The sequence below is a fragment of the Aquifex sp. genome, assembly GCF_056494385.1.
This window is the reverse complement of sequence record NZ_JBSLZM010000024.1, coordinates 19834-38557: the sequence shown is the minus strand read 5'-3', so window position 1 is coordinate 38557 and position 18724 is coordinate 19834. Positions and strand designations below refer to the sequence as shown.

The window sequence follows — 18724 nt, the reverse complement described above, 5'->3', positions numbered from 1 at the left end:
TATCAGAACTTCACAAGCTTTGACTCACCAAAGTGGTCCGGAAAACCGTTCGTGTTTATTGCGGCCATCCACTTGAGGTATGCAACAACCGCCTTCGCCTCTTCTTCGTCAAGCCCGAGATTGGGCATCCTCCTGGTCCAAGTTGCGTATTTATCGGGATGCATAAGGAACTTAACCATAGCCTCTTCCTTAGTTTTTGACTGAGTTGCGGGAATCATTATCTTTTCCCACTTGGGGTCTAACCATGCCTTTGTAAGGTCAGGAGCGTAATAAGCTCCGTTTCCGAGGAAGGTATGACAGTCCATACAGGCCCTGCTTTGAATGACTAATTTCCCTTTGACTATGAGTTCCTCAGCCTCCTGTTCCGTATACTCCTTTCCGAATAAAAGCTCCTTTTCTGGACCTATTACGGGCTTGTAGTATCCCTTTTCCGGGTCAAACTTGTAGTCAATTTTGTAGTTAATTACCGTAGGTGGTGGAACCCTGTCACTTCCCATCTTTACCTTTGATAGTGTGTCAAAGGTGAGGATTATAAGGGTTAGGAACATGATGGAAGAGCCTACTATGGCGTAGCGCTTCCAGAACTCTGGGTCAAGCCAGTTCCTTCCGCGGGTCCATACAGCTCCGAGAACTATGGTTAAGAAAAGGGTTGCAACGGTAACCTCAAGCCAACCGAACTTCATTTTTCACCCCTCCTAATTATGAAAGTAAGCGTTTATTCACAAAAAGACAAGTTTTTAATAAATAACTCATAAAACTTGATAAAAAGAGGGTTTAAACCCACTTGGGCACCCTCCCCTGATACTTTATGTCTTCCGCCTTTACCTTATCGTCGTTCAGTATATCGGGAACCCGTTCCTTACTCCTGTCTAGGTATTCTTTCGCCTTTGCCCATTCATCGCTGTAAGAGAATATGAGCTCTGCTGAAAGAACCTTAGGAAGGCTCTGAATAGCCTTCATCTTAAATACCTCTTCTTTTACGTCTTCCGCCTCTATGACCACGACTATCTTTCCCGTATCGTCGTAAAAGTAAACGTCGCACATTCCTGAGTTCTCAAGGGATTCAAGAACCTCCTTTAAATTTTCAGGCTTGCACCTTACAACTACGCTTGATATATTCATCTTTTCACCTCCAGAATTTTTAGATTTCCGTTTACACATCCGACAGCGAGCTTATCCTCGCTTATAAACTCAAGGGTGTTTATAAAGCAACCGGTGTCCAGGGAAAGCTTATAGAAATCAGAAAGCCTAACGATTCTGATCGTTCCCCTGTCGTCGGGGGTGTAGGCCGCATAATGCTCTCCGGGAGATAGGGCTACTGCAAAAACCATAAAGTCCGTTTCAAAAACTTTTTCGGGAAAGAGTATAAATTCAAGCTTTCTGTTTATGAAAGGGGTTTTCAAGTTCTTGAGTAGGGAGGGGGCATCAAGCTTTTTCCTCCATGTTTCCTTACTTCTTACCTTTTGTCCCAAGTCATAGATAACCGTTTTTTTGTCTCTTCCTCCTGAGATTACCTTATTCCTCGCAAAGTTTACTTTAAAAATCTTGTCCTTATTTCCTTCGGTGGCAACGCCTATTAACTTTCCGTTCTCCGGGTTTATAAAGAAGACTTTTCCCGATTCATCCCCCCAGGCTATCAGGTTTCTTTCTTCGTTCATATCAAAGTCCGAAAAAACGAACCTGAATACGAGATACCTGTAAAGGGTTTTCCCCTCCTTTAGGTTGTATCTCCATACCTCGTTTGATATGGTTCCGACAATAATATCATGTTCTTTGTAAAACATAGCCTTTCTGGCGTCTGTTAGCTTCAAGATAGGTCTCAAACGGTTATTTTCATACAGGTAAACGGTGCTCTTTCCGAGGTTGTCTTCACATACGGCAAGAACCTTACCGTTGTAGAAGTCCACGCTAAATACTTTGGGTTTTTGTTTCTCTCCCATAAAGTCGGTAAACTCGGGGAACTCAACTTCAGAAAGCACTTTTAAGTTATCCGAAAGTATGTATAGCTTTCCCGCTTCGGTTCCAACTGCTATTTTTCCCTTGTAAACCGCTATATCGGTTATAGCTCCTTCAAGCTTAACGCTTAGGGAAAAAACTAGAAGGGGAATAAGGAGGAGAAGTATCATTTTCCTTTACCCGTTCCTTCAAAGATTACTTCGTGAAGTCTTGATCTTTCTTTGGCTTGTGGAACCCTGTACTCGGGCTTAAACAAGTTCTTTACCACGGGTTTTACGTTTGCCTGCGGTCTGTGGCATAGGAGACAGTTCCACCGTGCTTTATCAATATCACTCAGTTTAAGAACCTTTCCTTCGGGAAGATGGTAAAAGTCTATAAAGTGGGTGGGCGGAAGGGGTGTTGCTCCTATCTGTTTAGCGACATCGGGCATATGACAGCTGAGACAAGCGTTGTTCTTGAGAGTAATGGGAAACATTCCTTCTATACTGTGGGGTATCTGAGGAGGTGCGTTCTCGTAAGCCCTCCGGAACTTCTTGGAAGCTCCGGGGGGAGATTTCGGATACTCTACCTTTGGGGGGTTTACTACTTCCTTTTCAACGGGTCCTTTCCTTATTCCGAGCTCCTTGGGAGAAATAGCCTCCTTCGCAAAGAGAACCAAGGAAGAAGCAAGAACCAGGTAAGCAAACTTTTTAAGACGCATCTTTATCACCTCCCGACTTTTTAAACCTAAGGGTGTAGAAAAGGGCTTCCTCGGGGCATACGTCTATACACCTCCCGCAATTGGTGCATTCTCCGGAAAGAACGGGCTTGTTCTCCTTTCCTATCATCCAGAGGACCTGAACCTCGGGACACACCCTTTTACACTCCATACACTCGGTGCATTTCTTAAGGTCGTATCCTACCCTTACAAGGGAAGCCGGCTTTGAAAGGAGGGAGTAAAAAGCCCCGAGGGGACAGACGTGCCCGCACCACCCGTTCTTAACGACGAAGAGATCAAAGAGAAATATTGCAAGTATAACGCTCCACCCCAGCCCCATACCGAAAATAATTCCCCTATGGGTTATTGATACCGGACTGATAAACTCAAATGCGGGAACACCGAGAATGGGAGAAAGCAAAAGTCCCAAAACGAGAAACCAGTATCTTACATTACGGGGGAAGGGAATTCTTTTTTCTTCCCTGTGAAGTCCTGTCTTTACCCTGAGCCAGTTCGCTATGTCCGTAAATATGTTAACGGGGCACACCCAACTGCAGAAGGCCCTACCGGCTATCAGTCCGTAAAATATCGCTATTATTACCGCTCCGATTATCACGTCAGTTCCTACAAGCGTTCCCGCAAGAAACATCTGGAGAACAGCGTAAGGGTCCGAAAGGGGAATTACCTCAAAGAGCTTTGATGTGCTCAGGTTTCCCTGAAGAATCTTCCATCCGAGGTAGTTTCCGCCGAGGTAAAGTCCGATTATAGTAAGCTGGGATACCCTCCTGAGGATGAGATATCTATACCTCAGGAGAAACGCCTTTTCTCTTTCCTCTTCCTTTCTTAAAAGGGCTGTGCTACTCATTCAGAAGGTCCTCCGTATTCAAGTATTCTTCGGGACTCTTTGGGTGCCAGCCTTTTAGTTCTTTTTCCCTTTCTTTTATCTTTTCCTCAACGTTTTCCTCATTTTCCATCCATCCCCTTACGTAGTGCTTTCCTATCTTTCCGAGAGCTATATCCCTCGGGAGAACGTATATGGCGGCTTTATCTGTGGGGCACGCGTGCTCACACAAACCACAACCGGTGCAGTAGTCAGGGTCAACAACGGGAACGAGCATTGCGTGTTTTCCTGTCCTCTTATTCCTTCTTAGGTCGGCGTATATCGCCTTATGCATAAGGGGACATGCCCTTATACAGGCATCGCACTGGAGTCCCCAGTAGGCTATACAGCTGTGGTAGTCTATTACCGCAACCCCCATTCTCGCCTTGCTTACGTCCACTTCTCCTTTTTCATTTTTCAGAAGTTCTGTATCAAGGGCTTTTGTTGGGCAGGCATAGGTGCAGGGAACGTCTTCGCACATATAACAGGGGACTTCTCGGGGAATAAAGTAAGGAGTTCCTAAGGGTTTTCCGTCCCCGGGTGTAGCCAGCCTGAGCGTTACGAGTTTATTTCCCCTTTTATCTCTGGGAACGTTATCCCTGTTTGCACAGGCAACAACGCAAAGCCCGCACTTTATACACTTTTTTAAAAACTCCTCCTCCTTATGGGCTCCGGGCGGTCTGAGGACCAAAGGGTCACCTTTGTTCTCGTAAACTATAGCAGACCAAACGACACCTCCTATTAAGGAAAATCCAAAGCCCTGCAGGAAGCCCACAAGGAGCTTCCTGCGTTTGGAGTCGGGTTTTTTATCTGTCATAGCTTACCTCACACGGGGTAAATCTTTACAGCACACTTCTTGTAGTCGGTCTGTTTTGATATAGGACATCTGGCGTCAAGGGTTACCTTGTTGATGTAAACCCTTTCGTCAAACCACGGGACGAATACGAGTCCCTTAGGAGGCATGTTTCTACCACGGGTTGATACCCTTGCCTTTACCCTTCCCCTTCTTGACTCAATCCATACAAGGTCTCCATCCTTCACACCGAGCTTCTTAGCATCTTCCGGGTGCATGTAGCAGAAAGCTTCCGGCATAGCCCTGTAAAGTTCGGGGACCCTCATGGTCATAGTTCCCGAGTGCCAGTGTTCAAGAACTCTTCCCGTACAAAGCCAGAAGGGGTATTTTTCGTCGGGAACTTCCGGGGGCTCCATGTAGGGCCTGAAGAATATCTTTGCCTTGTTGGTAAGGTCAACGAGTTCTCCGAACTCAACTTTCCACTCTCCGTTCTCAAGTTTTGGCAGTGTTCCTTTGGGTATCTTCTTTAACGCGGGACCGTAAAAGGCAAACTCTTTTCCTTTTCCATATTTTCTTGCGTAAGGGTCATACTTTGCGTTAAACCTCCAGGGTGTTTCTTTTCCGTCAACAACCGGCCACCTCAGCCCTCTCACCTTGTGGTAGGTGTCAAAGTCCGCAAGGTCGTGCCCGTGTCCCAGACCGAATAGCCTGTATTCTTCCCACAGAGCCTTCTGAACAAAGAATCCGTATCCCTTCCAGGGTTTTCCATCTACACCTATAACCTTTCTTCCATCCCCTGCTGCGGTCGTGTTGGGGTGCAGCTTTCCGGTTTCCGGGTTGTAAGCTACGGGTTGGGGCCACCTCAGGTCAACGTGGGGTATTGTTCTCTTGAAGGCCTCTTCGGAGAATAGAACGTCGTATAAAGTCATTTCGGGGTCATATCCCATCTTCTTCGCTTCCTCAAGGACGTTCGGGAGAACCGTTCCGTCCCTTAATTTCCATTCCTTCCAGACTTCTTTCAGTTTAAAGAACTTTGAGAACTCTATAATCTGCCACTCGTCCGGCATAGCTTCACCGGGAGGTGTAACCTGTTGTCTCCAGTGCTGGGTTCTCCTTTCGGAGTTTCCATAAGCTCCCCACTTTTCGTATATCATCGCGGAGGGAAGTATCAGGTCCGCTACCTTTGCGGATATTCCCGGATAAGCTTCCGAGACCACTATGAAGTTATCCATCTCCCTCGCTGCTTTTATCCAGTGGTTTGCGTTTGCGGTATCTTGCCACGGATTGCAGACGTGAACCCAAGCCCATTTAATCTTTCCGTCTTCCAAATCCCTCATTATCTGGACTATGTCTGAACCAACCTTTGGATTTATAGTTCCCTTGGGAATCTTCCATATCTTTTCCGCTATCTCCCTGTGTTTCGGATTAAAGACAACCATATCCGCGGGGAGCCTGTGGGAGAAGGTTCCAACTTCCCTTGCCGTTCCGCATGCGGAGGGTTGTCCCGTCAGGCTGAATGCTCCGCTTCCGGGCTTTGCGTGCTTACCCAGAAGAAGGTGTATTGCGTAAACCTGTTCGTTTACCCACGTTCCCCTTGTGTGTTGGTTAAATCCCATAGTCCAGAAGGAAACAACCTTCCTTCCCTTCTCTATGTAGAGCTCCGCAAGGGTTTTTAATTTCTTCTTGAACTCCTCAAGGGGTTCGTCTGGGTCTCCCTTTGCAACCTCCGCGACGTAGTCAAGAGTGTAGGGCTCCAAGGCTTCCTTGAACTCCTCAAAGGTTATTAACCAGTGTTTGCCCGCCTGTTTTCTGTGTTTCATCTCAAGCTTGTCGCCTTCTTTCAGGCCGTAAACACTGAGGGCTTTTGCCTCATCCTTTGAAATTACCTTTACAACTTCTTTTATCATCGTTTCCTTTTCCTTTTTGCTGTATTTAGGATGGTCGGGGTTGTCCCTCATGCCGTAGCCTATATCTATGTATCCGGTCACGAAGGCACAGTAATTGTTTACGAAGTCCCAGTCTATTGCCTCGGGATGGTTATAGACTATCTCCCTGAGTATGTAGTTCTGTATGAGTAGGTCTGTCTGGGGCTTGAAAACTATGTCTATGTCCGCTCCGTCCATAGTCATATGCCTGAAAGTTGAGAGGACAACTATCCTAACCCTTTCGGGGTCCGAGAGCTTCCTGTCAAGAACCCTTGCCCATAGGACCGGGTGCATCTCCGCCATATTTGAACCCCAAACCACAAAGGTGTCAGTAAGTTCTATGTCGTCATAACATCCTGCGGGCTCGTCTATACCGAAGGTTTGTATGAATGCCGCAACCGCGGATGCCATACAGTGCCTTGCGTTGGGGTCTATGTTGTTGGAGCGGAAACCCGCTTTCATAAGCTTTGCGGCCGCATATCCCTCCATAACCGTGTACTGCCCGGACGCGAATATTGCCACACCTTCCGGTCCGAGCTCGTTATAGGCTTCTTTAAACTTCTTCACCATAACCTCATAAGCCTTTTGCCAGCTTACCGGCCTGAACTTCCCTTTCTTGTCAAACTCCCCTTTCTCGTTTACCCTGAGAAGGGGCTTCGTTAGTCTGTCTTCACCGTACATTATCTTTGCGGTAAAGTATCCCTTTATACAGTTAAGTCCCCTGTTTACGGGGTTAAGTGGATCTCCTTTTACCGCAACTATTCTATCGTTCTTCGTAGCTACCATTATCCCGCATCCGGTTCCGCAAAAACGGCATACCGCCTTATCCCACTGCCACCCGCTCTGGGCTTCTCCCGCGGCAGCCATAACCTCTTCGGGAACGGGAATTCCGACAGCGGTTGCAGCGGTAACCGCTGCGGTGAGCTTTAAAAACTCCCTTCTGCTCACCTGAACGCTTTTATCCTGCTTCATCTTCCACCTCCACTGACCAAAATCACCTGACGTTTCTCATATAACTAAATTTTATGTTAAATTGAGTTATAAATCAATTTTTATGAAGTTTTTAAGGTGAGTACTCTACTGAACATTACGGAGAAGAAAAGATATATTTATCTTTCATGGATATAGAAATAGTCTCTTCGGGAAAACACACACTCCACGGGCTTAACTTTTATCTCTCTTACTTTGATGACGTTGCAAAGGTTCTTCCGAGGGAGGATTACTGCTTTATAGTAGGCGGATGGGTGAGGGACAGGATACTGGGGGAACCCGTAGGTTACAACATAGACGTTGACTTTTTAACAACCGCGGACCCCGTTGAGGTTGCCAAGAAACTTGCACAAAGAATAGGGGGACACTTTTTCGTATTTGAGAAAAAGGGATTTCTCATAAAGAGACCTGTAATAGCAACAGTTGTTTTACACCTACCTCCCTACAGGTATCGTTTTGACTTCTCTCCTCTGAAGGGAAAGGACCTTGAAAAAGCGCTAATTGAGGATCTTAAAGAAAGGGACTTTACCGCAAACGCCATAGCTGTTAACCTTGACGACGTCCTCAGCATAGGAGCAAAGCAAACCATAGTATTTGACCCTACGGGAGGCATAAAGGACCTCGAGCAAGGACTTTTGAGACCGGTATCCCTTGAAAATCTGAAGAAAGACCCAGTAAGGATACTGAGAGGTTTCAGGATAGCTGTTGAGAAAAACCTCCAGCTTACGGAGGACTTCTACTCATTCGTTAAGGAAAATCCATCACTCGTAATGAAGTCCGCACCCGAAAGGATAACCCACGAACTCTTTAAGATAATGAAGGAGAAAACATCTTACAAAGTTTTCAGGGAGCTTTACGAATATGGGGTTCTACAGGCTATCATTCCCCAGTTCGGAAGGCTGAAGGAGATAAAGAACCAGGGAGAACACCACATATATCCCTTGGATGAACATACCTTTAAAACCCTTGAGTTCCTTGAGAAGGTAATTGAGGAAAGGGCAAGATATCTGAGCAGTGAGCTTCTCAAAGATTTCGGAAGGAAACGCTATCTCGGAGAGTTTACGGATGTTGAGCTTCTAAAGTGGGGAGCCCTATTTCACGACATAGGGAAACCTTACACCTTTAAGATAAGGGATGGCAAGGTAACCTTTTACGAGCACGATAAGGTCGGGGCAAATATAGTAAGGGAGGTAGGGGAAAAACTAAGGTGGGGAGACGAGGTAACGGAGTTCATAGCAAAGCTCGTAAGATACCATCTAAGACCTTTTTACCTTAGGGAAGCCTTCAAGAAGGGAGAGCTAAAGAGAAGGGGTATGGCCAACTTCTGGAGGGAGTGCGAAGATATAGCACCCCATTTATTCCTTCTTTCAATAGCGGACGCTTACGCCAGCGGGGACAAGGAAGAAGACGTAAAGGCTCTCCTTGAGACCATATCCGAGCTTGAGAGCTTTAAGAGAAACGAATACGATAAAAACGCCTTAAAGCCCCTGCTTGACGGAAACGAGATAATGAACATACTGGGCATAAAGCCCGGTAAAATCGTAGGAGAGCTCAAAAAAGCCTTAATAGACGCCCAGATAGAGGGAGAGGTAAGAACGAAGGAGGAAGCTGTTAACTTTGTTAAAAGAAAATACAAGGAACTCAAGAATTTATAATTTTCATACATGGCTAAATTCATCTTTGTAACGGGCGGTGTCCTGTCCTCCTTGGGAAAGGGTATAACCTCTGCTTCAATTGCCACGATTCTTGAAGAAATGGGATACAAGATAACCCTCCAGAAGCTTGACCCCTACCTAAATGTTGATGCAGGAACGATGAGTCCCTACCAGCACGGTGAGGTTTACGTGACAGAGGACGGGGCGGAAACAGACCTTGACCTCGGACATTACGAGAGGTTCACGAATGCGGTAATGACAAGGAATAACAACGTAACTGCGGGAAGGATATACTACAACGTTATAAATAAGGAAAGAAGGGGAGACTACCTCGGTGCAACCGTTCAAGTGATACCTCACATAACCGAAGAGATAAAAGAGTCCATAAGGAAGGTTGAAAAAGACAACGATATAGTCCTGGTGGAAATAGGGGGAACGGTAGGGGACATAGAGGGACTTCCTTTCCTTGAGGCGGTTCGTCAGCTTTCCCTGGAGCTCGGTAGCGGAAATTACGTATTTATTCATCTCACTTACGTTCCTTACATAAAGGCTGTAGGTGAGTTAAAAACAAAACCCACCCAGCACTCGGTAAAGGAGTTAAGAGCCATAGGTATACAGCCCGATATAATAATCTGCCGTTCTGACAGAGAGATTCCTAAAGGTATAAAGTCAAAGATAGCGTTGTTTACAAACGTAAAAGAGGATGCGGTTATATCCGCACCGGACCTTGAGTCCCCTTACGAAGTTCCCTTAAAACTCAAAGAACAGGGAATAGACAGGATCATAACCGAGAAACTCGGTTTAAAACGTAAGGAAGTTAACCTCGGAAGGTGGAAGAAAGTCGTAAACATACTCAAGCATCCCAACGACGAGGTGAACATAGCCCTTGTGGGTAAATACGTAGAGCTCAGGGACTCATACAAAAGCGTGATAGAGGCTCTTCTGCACGGGGGTATAGCGAACAAGGTTAAGGTTAATGTAATCTTGAAAAACTCTGAAGTTCTTGATGTCAAAGAACTTGAGAGGGACATACACGGGATTATAGTTCCGGGAGGTTTCGGGGAAAGGGGAATAAAAGGGAAGATAGAAGCACTAAAGTTCGGAAGGGAGAACAATATACCTACCTTCGGTATATGTCTCGGAATGCAACTGATGGCTATAGAGTTTGCACGAAACGTCCTCGGACTTGAAGGAGCAAACTCAACGGAGTTTGACCCAAACACACCCCACCCCGTAATAGACATAATGGAGGAACAGAAGAATATAGATAAGCTCGGCGGAACGATGAGACTGGGAGCTTATCCTTGTAAGATAAAAGAAGGAACCCTCGCACACAGAATTTACAAGAAGGGGATCGTATACGAAAGACACAGGCACAGGTATGAGTTTAACAATAAATACAGAAAGCCCTTTGAGGAGAAAGGAGTTATTTTTTCCGGTCTTTCTCCCGATGGAAGACTTGTTGAGATAATGGAGCTTGAAAACCACAGGTGGTATCTGGGATGCCAGTTTCACCCCGAGTTCAAGAGCAAGCCCTTTGACCCCCACCCGCTTTTCATATCCTTCATAGGTGAAGCTCTGAATTACAAAAAAACCGTAAGTTAACATAGTTCAGGTTTTTAAGGTATTTTTTTATTAATGTTGGAACAAGTTAAGAAAGATATATTCTTTGTATCTCGGCTTTTCGTTTCCCTTTACCTCTCCCTCTTTCTAATAATTTCTTATAAGAATATAGATTACCTCTCAGCCTTTCTCCTCGGGGCTTACTTCCTCACAAACGTTTACATATATATATTCACGAGACCGAGGTTCCTAAAACTCACCTCCCTTATTTCTGATGTAGTTTTAGTTCCCGCCTTCATATTCCTTTCGGGAAGTTTCTTGACTCTTTACGTTTTAAATATACTCATATCCCTATATTCCTGGAGAAAGCCTCCTGTAGCCTTCCTAATTACCCTATCGGCTTTCGGACTTTCCTTTTACTACTTTTTTTCTTCACCCCTTATTCTTACCGCACACCTTCTTTTGTTTCTCGGAGTTTTCTTCAGTTCCTATAACTTTGAGTATGCAACCGTGATAGAAAAAGAAAGAAGGAGGATACTGAAACTCAGGAAAGATTACAAAACTCTCTTAAACGAGTATTCGCGGTTTGAAAGGGAAAGAAGGATGTTTAACAACCTCAGAAAGGTGTTTAAGCTCCTCAGGGAAAGCAGGGAACCGAGAGACTACTTAACGGGTTTAAAGAAAGAGTTTAGCCTGAGGGGTATAAAGGTTATCCCCACAAGTGATATATCAAACGAGGTTGAAAAGGATTTTGATAGAGGAACGCTAAGCGTTAACGTAAAGCTTGAAAAGGGATACGCAAAAGTCATATACGAGTTTCCCTTTCCCTTTATGCTCAGGGACGAGGTGTTAACTTACACCTTGGTTGAAGCTGCAAAGATGCTCAGCGTGTTGGTTGAAGGGTTTGAAGAAAATAAAGAGGGCAAGGAAGCTGTTTTTACAGCTTGATTAGTTGTTTTTTTCTTTCTGTTTTTTCCACTTAAGGTAGCTCTCTATAAACTCGTCTATCTCACCGTCCATTACCGCATCAACGTTTCCGGTCTCGTATCCCGTTCTCAGGTCCTTAACGAGCTTGTAGGGATGGAAAACGTAGGATCTTATCTGGTGACCCCAACCTATATCCGTCTTTTCTCCCTCATACTGCTTCTTCTTCTCCTCAAGCTTTTGGAGTTCAAGCTGGTATAGTTTTGCTTTTAAAAGTTCAAGCGCCTTCTTCTTGTTCTGGTATTGGGACCTTTCCTGTTGACAGCTTACCGTTATACCCGTGGGTATATGGGTTATCCTTACCGCTGTATCGGTCTTGTTAACGTATTGACCGCCCGCACCCGAAGCTCTGAAAGTTTCTATCTTTAGGTCCTCAGGTTTTATCTCTATGTTTATCTCTTCATCTATCTGGGGCATAACCGAAACCGCAGCGAACGAAGTATGCCTTCTTGCGTTTGCGTCAAAAGGTGAAATCCTCACGAGTCTATGAACTCCCTGTTCACCCTTCAGGTATCCGTAAGCGTAAGGACCCTTTACGAGCATCGTAACACTCTTTATTCCCGCAACGTCATCGGGTGTTATATCCACTATCTCAACCTCAAAACCTTTTCTTTCCGCCCACCTCTTATACATTCTGAAGAGCATATCCGCCCAGTCACAGGCCTCTGTTCCTCCTGCTCCCGCCTGTATCGTGAGGTATGCGTTTTTATGGTCAACCTCCCCAGAGAGGTATGTCTTGAGCTCAAGTTCCTTTAAGTCTTTCTCTATAGCGTTTACTTCTTCGTCTATCATGGCCCAGGTTTCCGTATCCTCCTCGGGTGTAATTTCCCCGAGCTCTTCAACGTCTTTTATTGAGTGTTCAAGCTTCTCTAACTTCTCAAGGGTTTCCTCTACCCACTTTCTCCTCTGCACAGTCTCCTTTGCCTTTTCTTGGTCATTCCAGAAGCCGGGAGCGGACATTCTCTCATCAAGTTTCTTCAGTTCCTCTTTAAGCTTCTCAGGTTTTAATACCTTTTTTACGTCCTCAAAGCGTTCTCTAAGTTCCGAAATCCTACCCTTAAGTTCCAGCATAACTAATTTTAAATTTGTATCAATTAGGAATAATTTTCAATTAATCTACCACTTTATATCCCCACTCCTCTACAGCACTTTTCAAAGTTTCGTATGATACCTCCTTTTCAAGCTTTACACTTGCCTTTTTCTCCTCAAGGGATACCTCAACTTCGGAAACACCATCAACATTTTGGAGAGCTTTCCTTACGGTGTTTACGCAGTGCATACATGTCATACCTTCTATCTTTAGTTCAACCTCTTTCATATGAATTAATTTAAGCAGATTTCTCCACAGCTAAACTGACGTTTTTAAAACCGAGACCGTTCAAAAGGTCAAGAACCTTCACGAGACTTTCTACCTTTGCGGACCTGTCAGCCCTTATCTCAACGGGCATTGAATTTTTCAAACCGCTCAGTTTTTCCTTAAGCTCTTCATACGATACCCTTTGAGAGTTGAAGTAGATAAGACCCTCAGAGGTTATCGTTATAACAACTCCTTTTTCTTGAACTGCTTTCCCGCTTTCGGCTTTCGGAACCTCAACGGGAATATCACCCCTAACTATGAACGTAGCGGTTGTCAAAACGATAGTAAGGAGGACGAGCATAATATCAACCAAGGGTATTACGTTTATTCCACTGAACTCTTTTTCTTCCATAAGTAAGTTAATTTAAACCCTCTCCACTATACTTCTCACTATTTCCTTCTCAAGGGGCGAGCTAATTTTCGGAATTATCGTTTCTATTACAACTTTCTTAGCATCTCCGAATTTCTTTAGTCTTCTTGCACACCTTATTGTGTCCCTGATGGAGAATACAAACTCAACGGGTTCCTCAGATTGCTGAGTTTGGTATGCCCTGTAGGCTTTCCTTATCTCGTTGGCAATTTTAAGGAGCTCAAAGAGAAGCCTTATATCCCTTTCCCTTTCAGGTGTTCTTAGTTTCTCTCCCAGTTCCGTCTTTACGTCATTAACGACGTAATACCAGAGGTATGTAAACTCCTCCTTGTTCAAGGGTGAGAGAGTATCAACGTAATCCCTGAGAATTAAAGCTTCATCGGGGTAATAAAAACCTTTTTCGTCTTCAAAGGGAGGATAATCAACGTACATTATGTCCGCTCTTGACTTTATATCCTGGGGAAGTTCGGAAACTCCCAGGTAGTTCTGAGGATTCATCCCTCCCACGAGTATTACGTCGGGTCTTGCTTTTACAACTTCCCCGTATGAAAGGACTAAATACCTTCTGTAGTCGAAAAGAGGGTTGAATATCTTTACAAGCGAGGGAGGCAGAGTGTTTATCTCATCAAGGTATATAACCGCTCCCGGGGTTTTGAGAGCCTTTACAAGGTCAGAGTAAACCCTTTTTGTTCCCCTTTTTGGGTCAAACTCGTAGACAAAAGTTATGTCCTCTTTTTCCATCTTTGAGTTACAAGGGATTATAAACAGAGGTCTATTCGTTAATGCGGAAAAGACCTCAACCAGGAAGTTTTTACCTACTCCCGCATCCCCCTCAAGTATGAGTATTCCCTCCTGATAGGTGAGCTGTTCTTTGACAAGAGCGGTAAACCTCTCAAGGTTTTGGACAAACCACGGAGTCTCCTCAAAGGAAACGAAATCAGGAACACGGTAAGGCTCAGTTGAACAAAGACCGTTTAGATGCTTTAGATACCTTCCTACCCATTCGGGAAAGTGCCTTACGCTGTCTTGTTCAACAACGTTGTTATACCTTTTTGGCTCTACCAATAAACCGTCTTCCCTCTCAAAGGCTATTCTTGCGTAAACCTTTCCATCTTGAACAAACTTATCCTCAACCTTTAGGTGCCATTTATACCTTACGGGCTGTGGTTTAAACTTCTCTACCTCTTCCCTTCCGAAGATGACCTTATCCTCAAGTAGTTTTATGGAAAAAGTCTTTAATCTGTCTTCAATTACCCTTTCCTGAAGGGTTTTTAGAAGCTCTTCGTTTGCATAGTTTGAGAACTCCCTCGGGAGGGTTGAGATAAATTTCCTTGTTTCCTTTACCTCCGGGAGGCTTTCCATATCGGTGAAGTTTGTTATTTTCGCTTTTGTTATCGCTTCCCTTACCTTTCCGAGGTGCTCCCTTAGTTTCTCTTCAAAGAACTTTTCCGCATCCTCTTTAAGCTCTTGGAGTTTTTCCTTCCAGTCTTCGCTTACTTCTTCGAGTTTTTCCTTCAGTTTTGTGTAATCCTTACCCGTAAAATTCCCTTTCCTGAGTTTTTCCTTAAGGGTGTTTATAAACACCTCAAGCTTTCTCTTTGACAGCTCTTCCCTTGCCTTCAGAATTAAACTTCTTACCTCTTTCAACGGAACGTTTATGCTCTCAAGTTCCTCTAGGGGCTTTACTTTTCCGAGTTCTTCTTCCGTTTTAGCTTCACTTATGTATTTTTTAAACTCTTTATATATGTTTTGAGCGTTTTTTATTATCTGCTTTTGCCTTTCCTTCGGATACACAAAATCTATAAGGTTTGTTTCAAACTTTTCAAGGTAGTAATACCTCTTTCCTTCAGCATCCTCATACCTTGAGGTGTATACGCTTCCGTCCGGTGCAACCTTAACGATACTGTATCCGTATCCCTCTACGAAATCAATAAAAGTGTTCTCCTTAAGGTTATAAATTCCGAGCCTGTTTTCTTCCTCGTCCGCGGTAAAGAGGTAACCGCCGTCGGGAGAAACGTCTATCCTTCCTGCCCTGTGAACTAGGTCTATTTCCCCTTCAATCCTATCAAGTGTGGCGTCGTAAATGGCTATCTTCTGTTTCTCGTTGTCAGCTATGTAAACCTTATCCTCGTAAAGGGCTACCGCTCTGTTTCCCGCATAGGGAATTTTCCTCAGGAGGTTTCCCCCTATGGAGAAAACGCTGCTCCCCTGTGTTCCGCTAAGGAACAGTTTCCCGTTAGGAAGTATCTTTATACTTCTAAGGTCTCCTATTTCCGCATCCCTGTATATAAATGTGCTCTTAAAATCAACGGTTGTCTGGGTGAGGTCTCCCGTGAGGTCTATTACGTAAACCTTCTCCCCTACTACACCGAAGGCTAATGTTCCCTTCCTTATATCAAGCCCACCGGTAGGTCTTAATCCCTCTTGGGATATTCTTACACTCTTCCAGGTTTTTGGATCCTTGGGGTTCTCAAGGTAGTATATAACAAGGTAAGGGGGAGCTACAATCCCGAGATATTTTCCCCTAAAAACGATATCGGTTACCGATTGAGCGGGTGGTTTTGAGGGGAGTCTGTGTAAGTTTCCCGTCCAGTCGTAGAGCTGGAAAACTCCGTGTCTTCTTCCAACCAGAACCCAATAAGCATCTTCGGATACGTCAAGGGTCTCTATCCAGTACTCTTCTATCTTTGCATCGGGATCTCTCTTTACGGGAACATGCCTGAGATGTATCTCACCTACGGTAAGCTCTACAGAGCTTTCCTTTTCCTCTTCTTTCTTCTTTAAAATCTTGTCAAGAATACCCATTAGATAATGATATTAAAGGCAAAAAGGGAAGTTATCCGTTGATTAAGGTCATAAAGAGGTTATGGACCTCCCCTCTTTAATCATCTTTGCTATCTCTTCGTAGTTATCGTTAAGGTGTCTGTCTATCTTTTCAACCACTAGCTCAACGTTCTCGGGTATGGATATCCAGAGCTTTCCTCTCTTTTCGGGGGCAAAAAGCTTAACACATTTCTTTAGAAACTTGTAATAATGCTTAGGAAGTCTGTAAACCGCGTGATGAATTATATCGGGTGTCTGCCAGGGGCAGACTTTATAGCCTTGATTTACCTTTTCAAGGAGTCCCTTCGTCCCGTGAAGAGCTCTGTTCAAAGCCATTAAGAAGGTAGGAACACCTTTCAGGAAAGCATCGGTAAGCTCCTTATTTTCGTGAACAGTTGCGTCATACATTATAACCCTCTTTTCCTCAAGGAGGGCTTTTATGAGGTCAACGGGAACCGCAAACTCGGGAAAGTAAAGAGGTGTTCCTGCGGCGGTGTAAGATGAAGGAAAGTAAACTATGTAGTCGTAATCGGGATAAACAATAAGTCCGTTCGTCATATTCGCAACGTGAAGAACCTCCTTCTCCTTCATCAGAATTAAATTTTATTCCTCAAAGAGCTTATGTATTCTTCAAGTATGATGACAGCCGAGATGACGTCCTTTAGCTCCTTCTTTTTCTTGTAAGATAATCCCTCAAGCCTTGAGAGGGCTTCCTTTGTGGTCCACCTCTCGTCCCACAGAACTACCTCAACGTTAGGAATCTCTTTTTTTAGCCTTTCTACGAACTTCTTAACGAGTTTTGCCCTTTGGCCTTCCTTCCCCCTTAAGGTTAATGGATAACCCACTACTACTTTCTTTATATCTCCCTTATTAACGAGCTCTTTTATTCTTTCTATAGCTCTTTCGGTTTTTACCGCTTCCTTCGGGGAAACTATACCGAGCGCCTCGTCCCCTACAGCTATACCTACACGCTTGGTTCCGTAATCAACCCCGAGTACCTTCACCCCGTTCTAAAGCCGAGTATCTTGTATAGGGGACAGAACCCTATAGCGGAAGTTACTATAAACACTATCCCTATTATCCCTAAAATCCAGTAAAGCCCTCCGTTGGTAATTGCAAGGTAAAGGAAAACAATAGCAAGAATAATCCTTATGACCCTATCCCAGAGAGCCATATTCTTTTCCATAACTTCCCACCTCCTTATAATAATTTTCTCATATAAAATTCCTCCTTTAATCTCCGATTAAATATCTTGTATGCTGAAGGAAAAACTTAAAGCGTTAAAGGAGAGGCTTAAAAACCCCTTTGACTACGAGAACCTTGAGAAAGACTTTGAAGAGCTTGAGAACTTAGTAAAAAATGCCAAACCGGAAGAGGTAAAGGAAGTTATTGAGGATTACGAAGAGGTAAAGAGGCTCTTGAAAAGGAACCTAGAGGTGTTTATGAAGTTATACGGGGTGGGGTGATGTTTGGAGGTGCTTTTAGCATAATAGCTCAAGCACTTGACGTTTACAGAAAAGCCATAGAGGTGAGGAATAGAAACGTAGCCAACGCTCAAGATGAAAATTACGCGAGGGAAAATCCCTTAATCCAGAGTGACCTTTACGCAGGGATAACCCTTGAGGAAGTGAGAAGAGTCCAAAACTTCAACTTTATAAACCTGAGGAACGAGAAACTATCACTGGTTAGTTCCCTTGAAGAGAGGAATGAGGTTCTTTCTCAAATTGAATCTCTCTTTCAAGCCGGGAACGGTATTGAGGATTACGTAAACGAATTCTTCAAGGCTTACGAGGATTTTCTTAAAGAGCCGACGAACGAAGGTGCAAAGTCAGTCCTACTATCATCTGCAAAGACTCTCGTGAATGCAATAAAAAGCAGGTATAAACAGATTACAAACCTTTCCCAAAGCCTTGACGGTGTTCTAAAAAAGTATGTAAACAGAGTTAACGAGCTTCTTAAAAAGCTCTACAAAGTAAACAGGGAGATAACCCTGGCTTACGCCCAGAGCGGAGGAAAGGATTACAAGACACTTTTAAACAGGAGGGACGCATACCTTAAGGAGCTCTCCCGATACCTTTACGTAAGAGCCCAAGAGGACGAGATGGGAAGGGTAAAGGTTATTACCGATAAGGGATTTGTCCTCGTTGACTTTAACGCGTATCACACCCTCGAGGTTGAAAACGGAAGGGTAAAGTACAGGGACGGAAGCGATATGACAGAATTTTTAAGTAGCGGAAAGATAAAGGGATTAATAGACTCAAAGGAAGATATAAACACAACAGTAAATAATCTAAAAAGCCTTGTAAACACGCTTTCTGGACTCAGTATTCCTCTGAGCAATGGAACGGAAAAAAGTGTTTTCTCTGTAAACGCATTAGATATAGATACCTTAAGCGTTAACATAACGAGGAACGACCTTGATAACGTTGATTTTGCAAGGAGTGCAGATTATGCAGAAAACGGTATGGGAGTCTGGGAAAATGCAAAGGCGGATGTGATAGCCCTTACCGACTACATAGGGAATGAGAAAAAACGTCTTGAGAGTGAATACGATACCGAGAAAGCCCTCTACGACTCCCTTGAAAATAAAATCTTGGAAAGGCAAGGAGTTTCCGTTGATGAAGAGTTTATGGAGATAATAAAGCTCCAAAGAACTTACGAGGCCGTGGCAAAGATACTCCCGAGGATAGATGAACTTATGCAAACTACGATAAATATGATATGAGGTGAG

19 protein-coding genes are annotated in these 18724 nt (G+C 44.2%); 5 read left to right on the top strand and 14 right to left on the bottom strand.

The features are described 5' to 3' along the window. Positions 1-2: 2 nt before the first annotated feature. The 7 genes from ACWB1W_RS01885 to napA all read right to left on the bottom strand — a co-directional run bounded on the left by ACWB1W_RS01885 (position 3) and on the right by napA (position 7223). Positions 3-683 carry a c-type cytochrome gene (locus tag ACWB1W_RS01885; RefSeq protein ID WP_479369703.1) on the bottom strand — a complete coding sequence of 227 codons (681 nt, stop codon included), beginning with the start codon at positions 681-683 and terminating at the stop codon, positions 3-5. A gap of 91 nt (positions 684-774) precedes the next feature. Further along, positions 775-1122 carry a chaperone NapD gene (locus ACWB1W_RS01880; RefSeq protein ID WP_479369702.1) on the bottom strand — a complete coding sequence of 116 codons (348 nt, stop codon included), beginning with the start codon at positions 1120-1122 and terminating at the stop codon, positions 775-777. After that, the gene (locus tag ACWB1W_RS01875; protein WP_479369701.1) at positions 1119-2126 is read right to left on the bottom strand and encodes a hypothetical protein; all 1008 of its coding nucleotides are present in this window, start codon (positions 2124-2126) and stop codon (positions 1119-1121) included. Before ACWB1W_RS01875 ends, ACWB1W_RS01880 begins: the two co-directional genes overlap by 4 nt. Beyond that, complete coding sequence (locus ACWB1W_RS01870; RefSeq protein ID WP_479369700.1) at positions 2123-2656, bottom strand: nitrate reductase cytochrome c-type subunit; 534 nt, start codon at positions 2654-2656, stop codon at positions 2123-2125. Before ACWB1W_RS01870 ends, ACWB1W_RS01875 begins: the two co-directional genes overlap by 4 nt. Beyond that, on the bottom strand, positions 2646-3518 hold the full coding sequence (gene napH / locus ACWB1W_RS01865; protein WP_479369699.1) for a quinol dehydrogenase ferredoxin subunit NapH: 873 nt from the start codon (positions 3516-3518) through the stop codon (positions 2646-2648). Before napH ends, ACWB1W_RS01870 begins: the two co-directional genes overlap by 11 nt. Further along, positions 3511-4350, bottom strand: coding sequence for a ferredoxin-type protein NapG (gene napG / locus ACWB1W_RS01860; protein WP_479369698.1), 840 nt, complete (start codon positions 4348-4350; stop codon positions 3511-3513). Before napG ends, napH begins: the two co-directional genes overlap by 8 nt. 8 nt (positions 4351-4358) lie before the next feature. Further along, positions 4359-7223, bottom strand: coding sequence for a nitrate reductase catalytic subunit NapA (gene napA / locus ACWB1W_RS01855; RefSeq protein WP_479369697.1), 2865 nt, complete (start codon positions 7221-7223; stop codon positions 4359-4361). 146 nt (positions 7224-7369) lie between these two features. On the opposite strand from napA, the gene ACWB1W_RS01850 reads away from it, so the two are divergent. Genes ACWB1W_RS01850 through ACWB1W_RS01840 form a run of 3 tightly spaced genes read left to right on the top strand, consistent with a single transcriptional unit; the run spans position 7370 to position 11407 of the window. Continuing rightward, positions 7370-8896: an HDIG domain-containing metalloprotein gene (locus tag ACWB1W_RS01850; RefSeq protein ID WP_479369696.1), complete on the top strand. Its 1527-nt coding sequence runs from the start codon at positions 7370-7372 to the stop codon at positions 8894-8896. A gap of 9 nt (positions 8897-8905) precedes the next feature. Continuing rightward, positions 8906-10501, top strand: a complete 1596-nt coding sequence (locus ACWB1W_RS01845; protein ID WP_479369695.1) for a CTP synthase — start codon at positions 8906-8908, stop codon at positions 10499-10501. 33 nt (positions 10502-10534) lie between these two features. After that, complete coding sequence (locus ACWB1W_RS01840; protein WP_479369694.1) at positions 10535-11407, top strand: hypothetical protein; 873 nt, start codon at positions 10535-10537, stop codon at positions 11405-11407. Here ACWB1W_RS01840 and prfB read toward each other — a convergent pair whose 3' ends face one another. The 7 genes from prfB to ACWB1W_RS01805 are packed head-to-tail and all read right to left on the bottom strand — an operon-like array spanning position 11408 to position 17179. Beyond that, the gene (gene prfB / locus ACWB1W_RS01835; protein ID WP_479369693.1) at positions 11408-12514 is read right to left on the bottom strand and encodes a peptide chain release factor 2; all 1107 of its coding nucleotides are present in this window, start codon (positions 12512-12514) and stop codon (positions 11408-11410) included. It abuts the gene before it with no gap. Positions 12515-12554: 40 nt separating this feature from the next. Continuing rightward, positions 12555-12761 (bottom strand): heavy-metal-associated domain-containing protein, encoded by a 207-nt coding sequence (locus tag ACWB1W_RS01830; protein ID WP_479369692.1) that lies wholly within the window; start codon positions 12759-12761, stop codon positions 12555-12557. Between the two features lie 10 nt (positions 12762-12771). Continuing rightward, complete coding sequence (locus ACWB1W_RS01825) at positions 12772-13152, bottom strand: ExbD/TolR family protein (protein ID WP_479369691.1); 381 nt, start codon at positions 13150-13152, stop codon at positions 12772-12774. A 12-nt stretch (positions 13153-13164) separates the two neighbouring features. Next, positions 13165-15975: an AAA family ATPase gene (locus ACWB1W_RS01820; RefSeq protein ID WP_479369690.1), complete on the bottom strand. Its 2811-nt coding sequence runs from the start codon at positions 15973-15975 to the stop codon at positions 13165-13167. 48 nt (positions 15976-16023) lie between these two features. Beyond that, positions 16024-16584: a hypothetical protein gene (locus ACWB1W_RS01815; protein ID WP_479369689.1), complete on the bottom strand. Its 561-nt coding sequence runs from the start codon at positions 16582-16584 to the stop codon at positions 16024-16026. 5 nt (positions 16585-16589) lie between these two features. Beyond that, positions 16590-16997 (bottom strand): Holliday junction resolvase RuvX, encoded by a 408-nt coding sequence (gene ruvX / locus ACWB1W_RS01810; RefSeq protein WP_479369688.1) that lies wholly within the window; start codon positions 16995-16997, stop codon positions 16590-16592. Next, the gene (locus tag ACWB1W_RS01805; protein ID WP_479369687.1) at positions 16994-17179 is read right to left on the bottom strand and encodes a YgaP family membrane protein; all 186 of its coding nucleotides are present in this window, start codon (positions 17177-17179) and stop codon (positions 16994-16996) included. The genes ruvX and ACWB1W_RS01805 overlap by 4 nt, the downstream gene beginning before the upstream one ends. 70 nt (positions 17180-17249) lie before the next feature. Here ACWB1W_RS01805 and ACWB1W_RS01800 point away from each other — a divergent pair, with 70 nt between their 5' ends. Together ACWB1W_RS01800 and flgK are read left to right on the top strand one after the other, a co-directional pair. After that, positions 17250-17459, top strand: a complete 210-nt coding sequence (locus ACWB1W_RS01800) for a hypothetical protein (RefSeq protein WP_479369686.1) — start codon at positions 17250-17252, stop codon at positions 17457-17459. Continuing rightward, entirely contained in the window at positions 17459-18718 is a 1260-nt protein-coding gene (gene flgK / locus ACWB1W_RS01795; protein WP_479369685.1) for a flagellar hook-associated protein FlgK, read from the top strand. The genes ACWB1W_RS01800 and flgK overlap by 1 nt, the downstream gene beginning before the upstream one ends. The last annotated feature ends 6 nt before the right edge of the window (positions 18719-18724 follow it).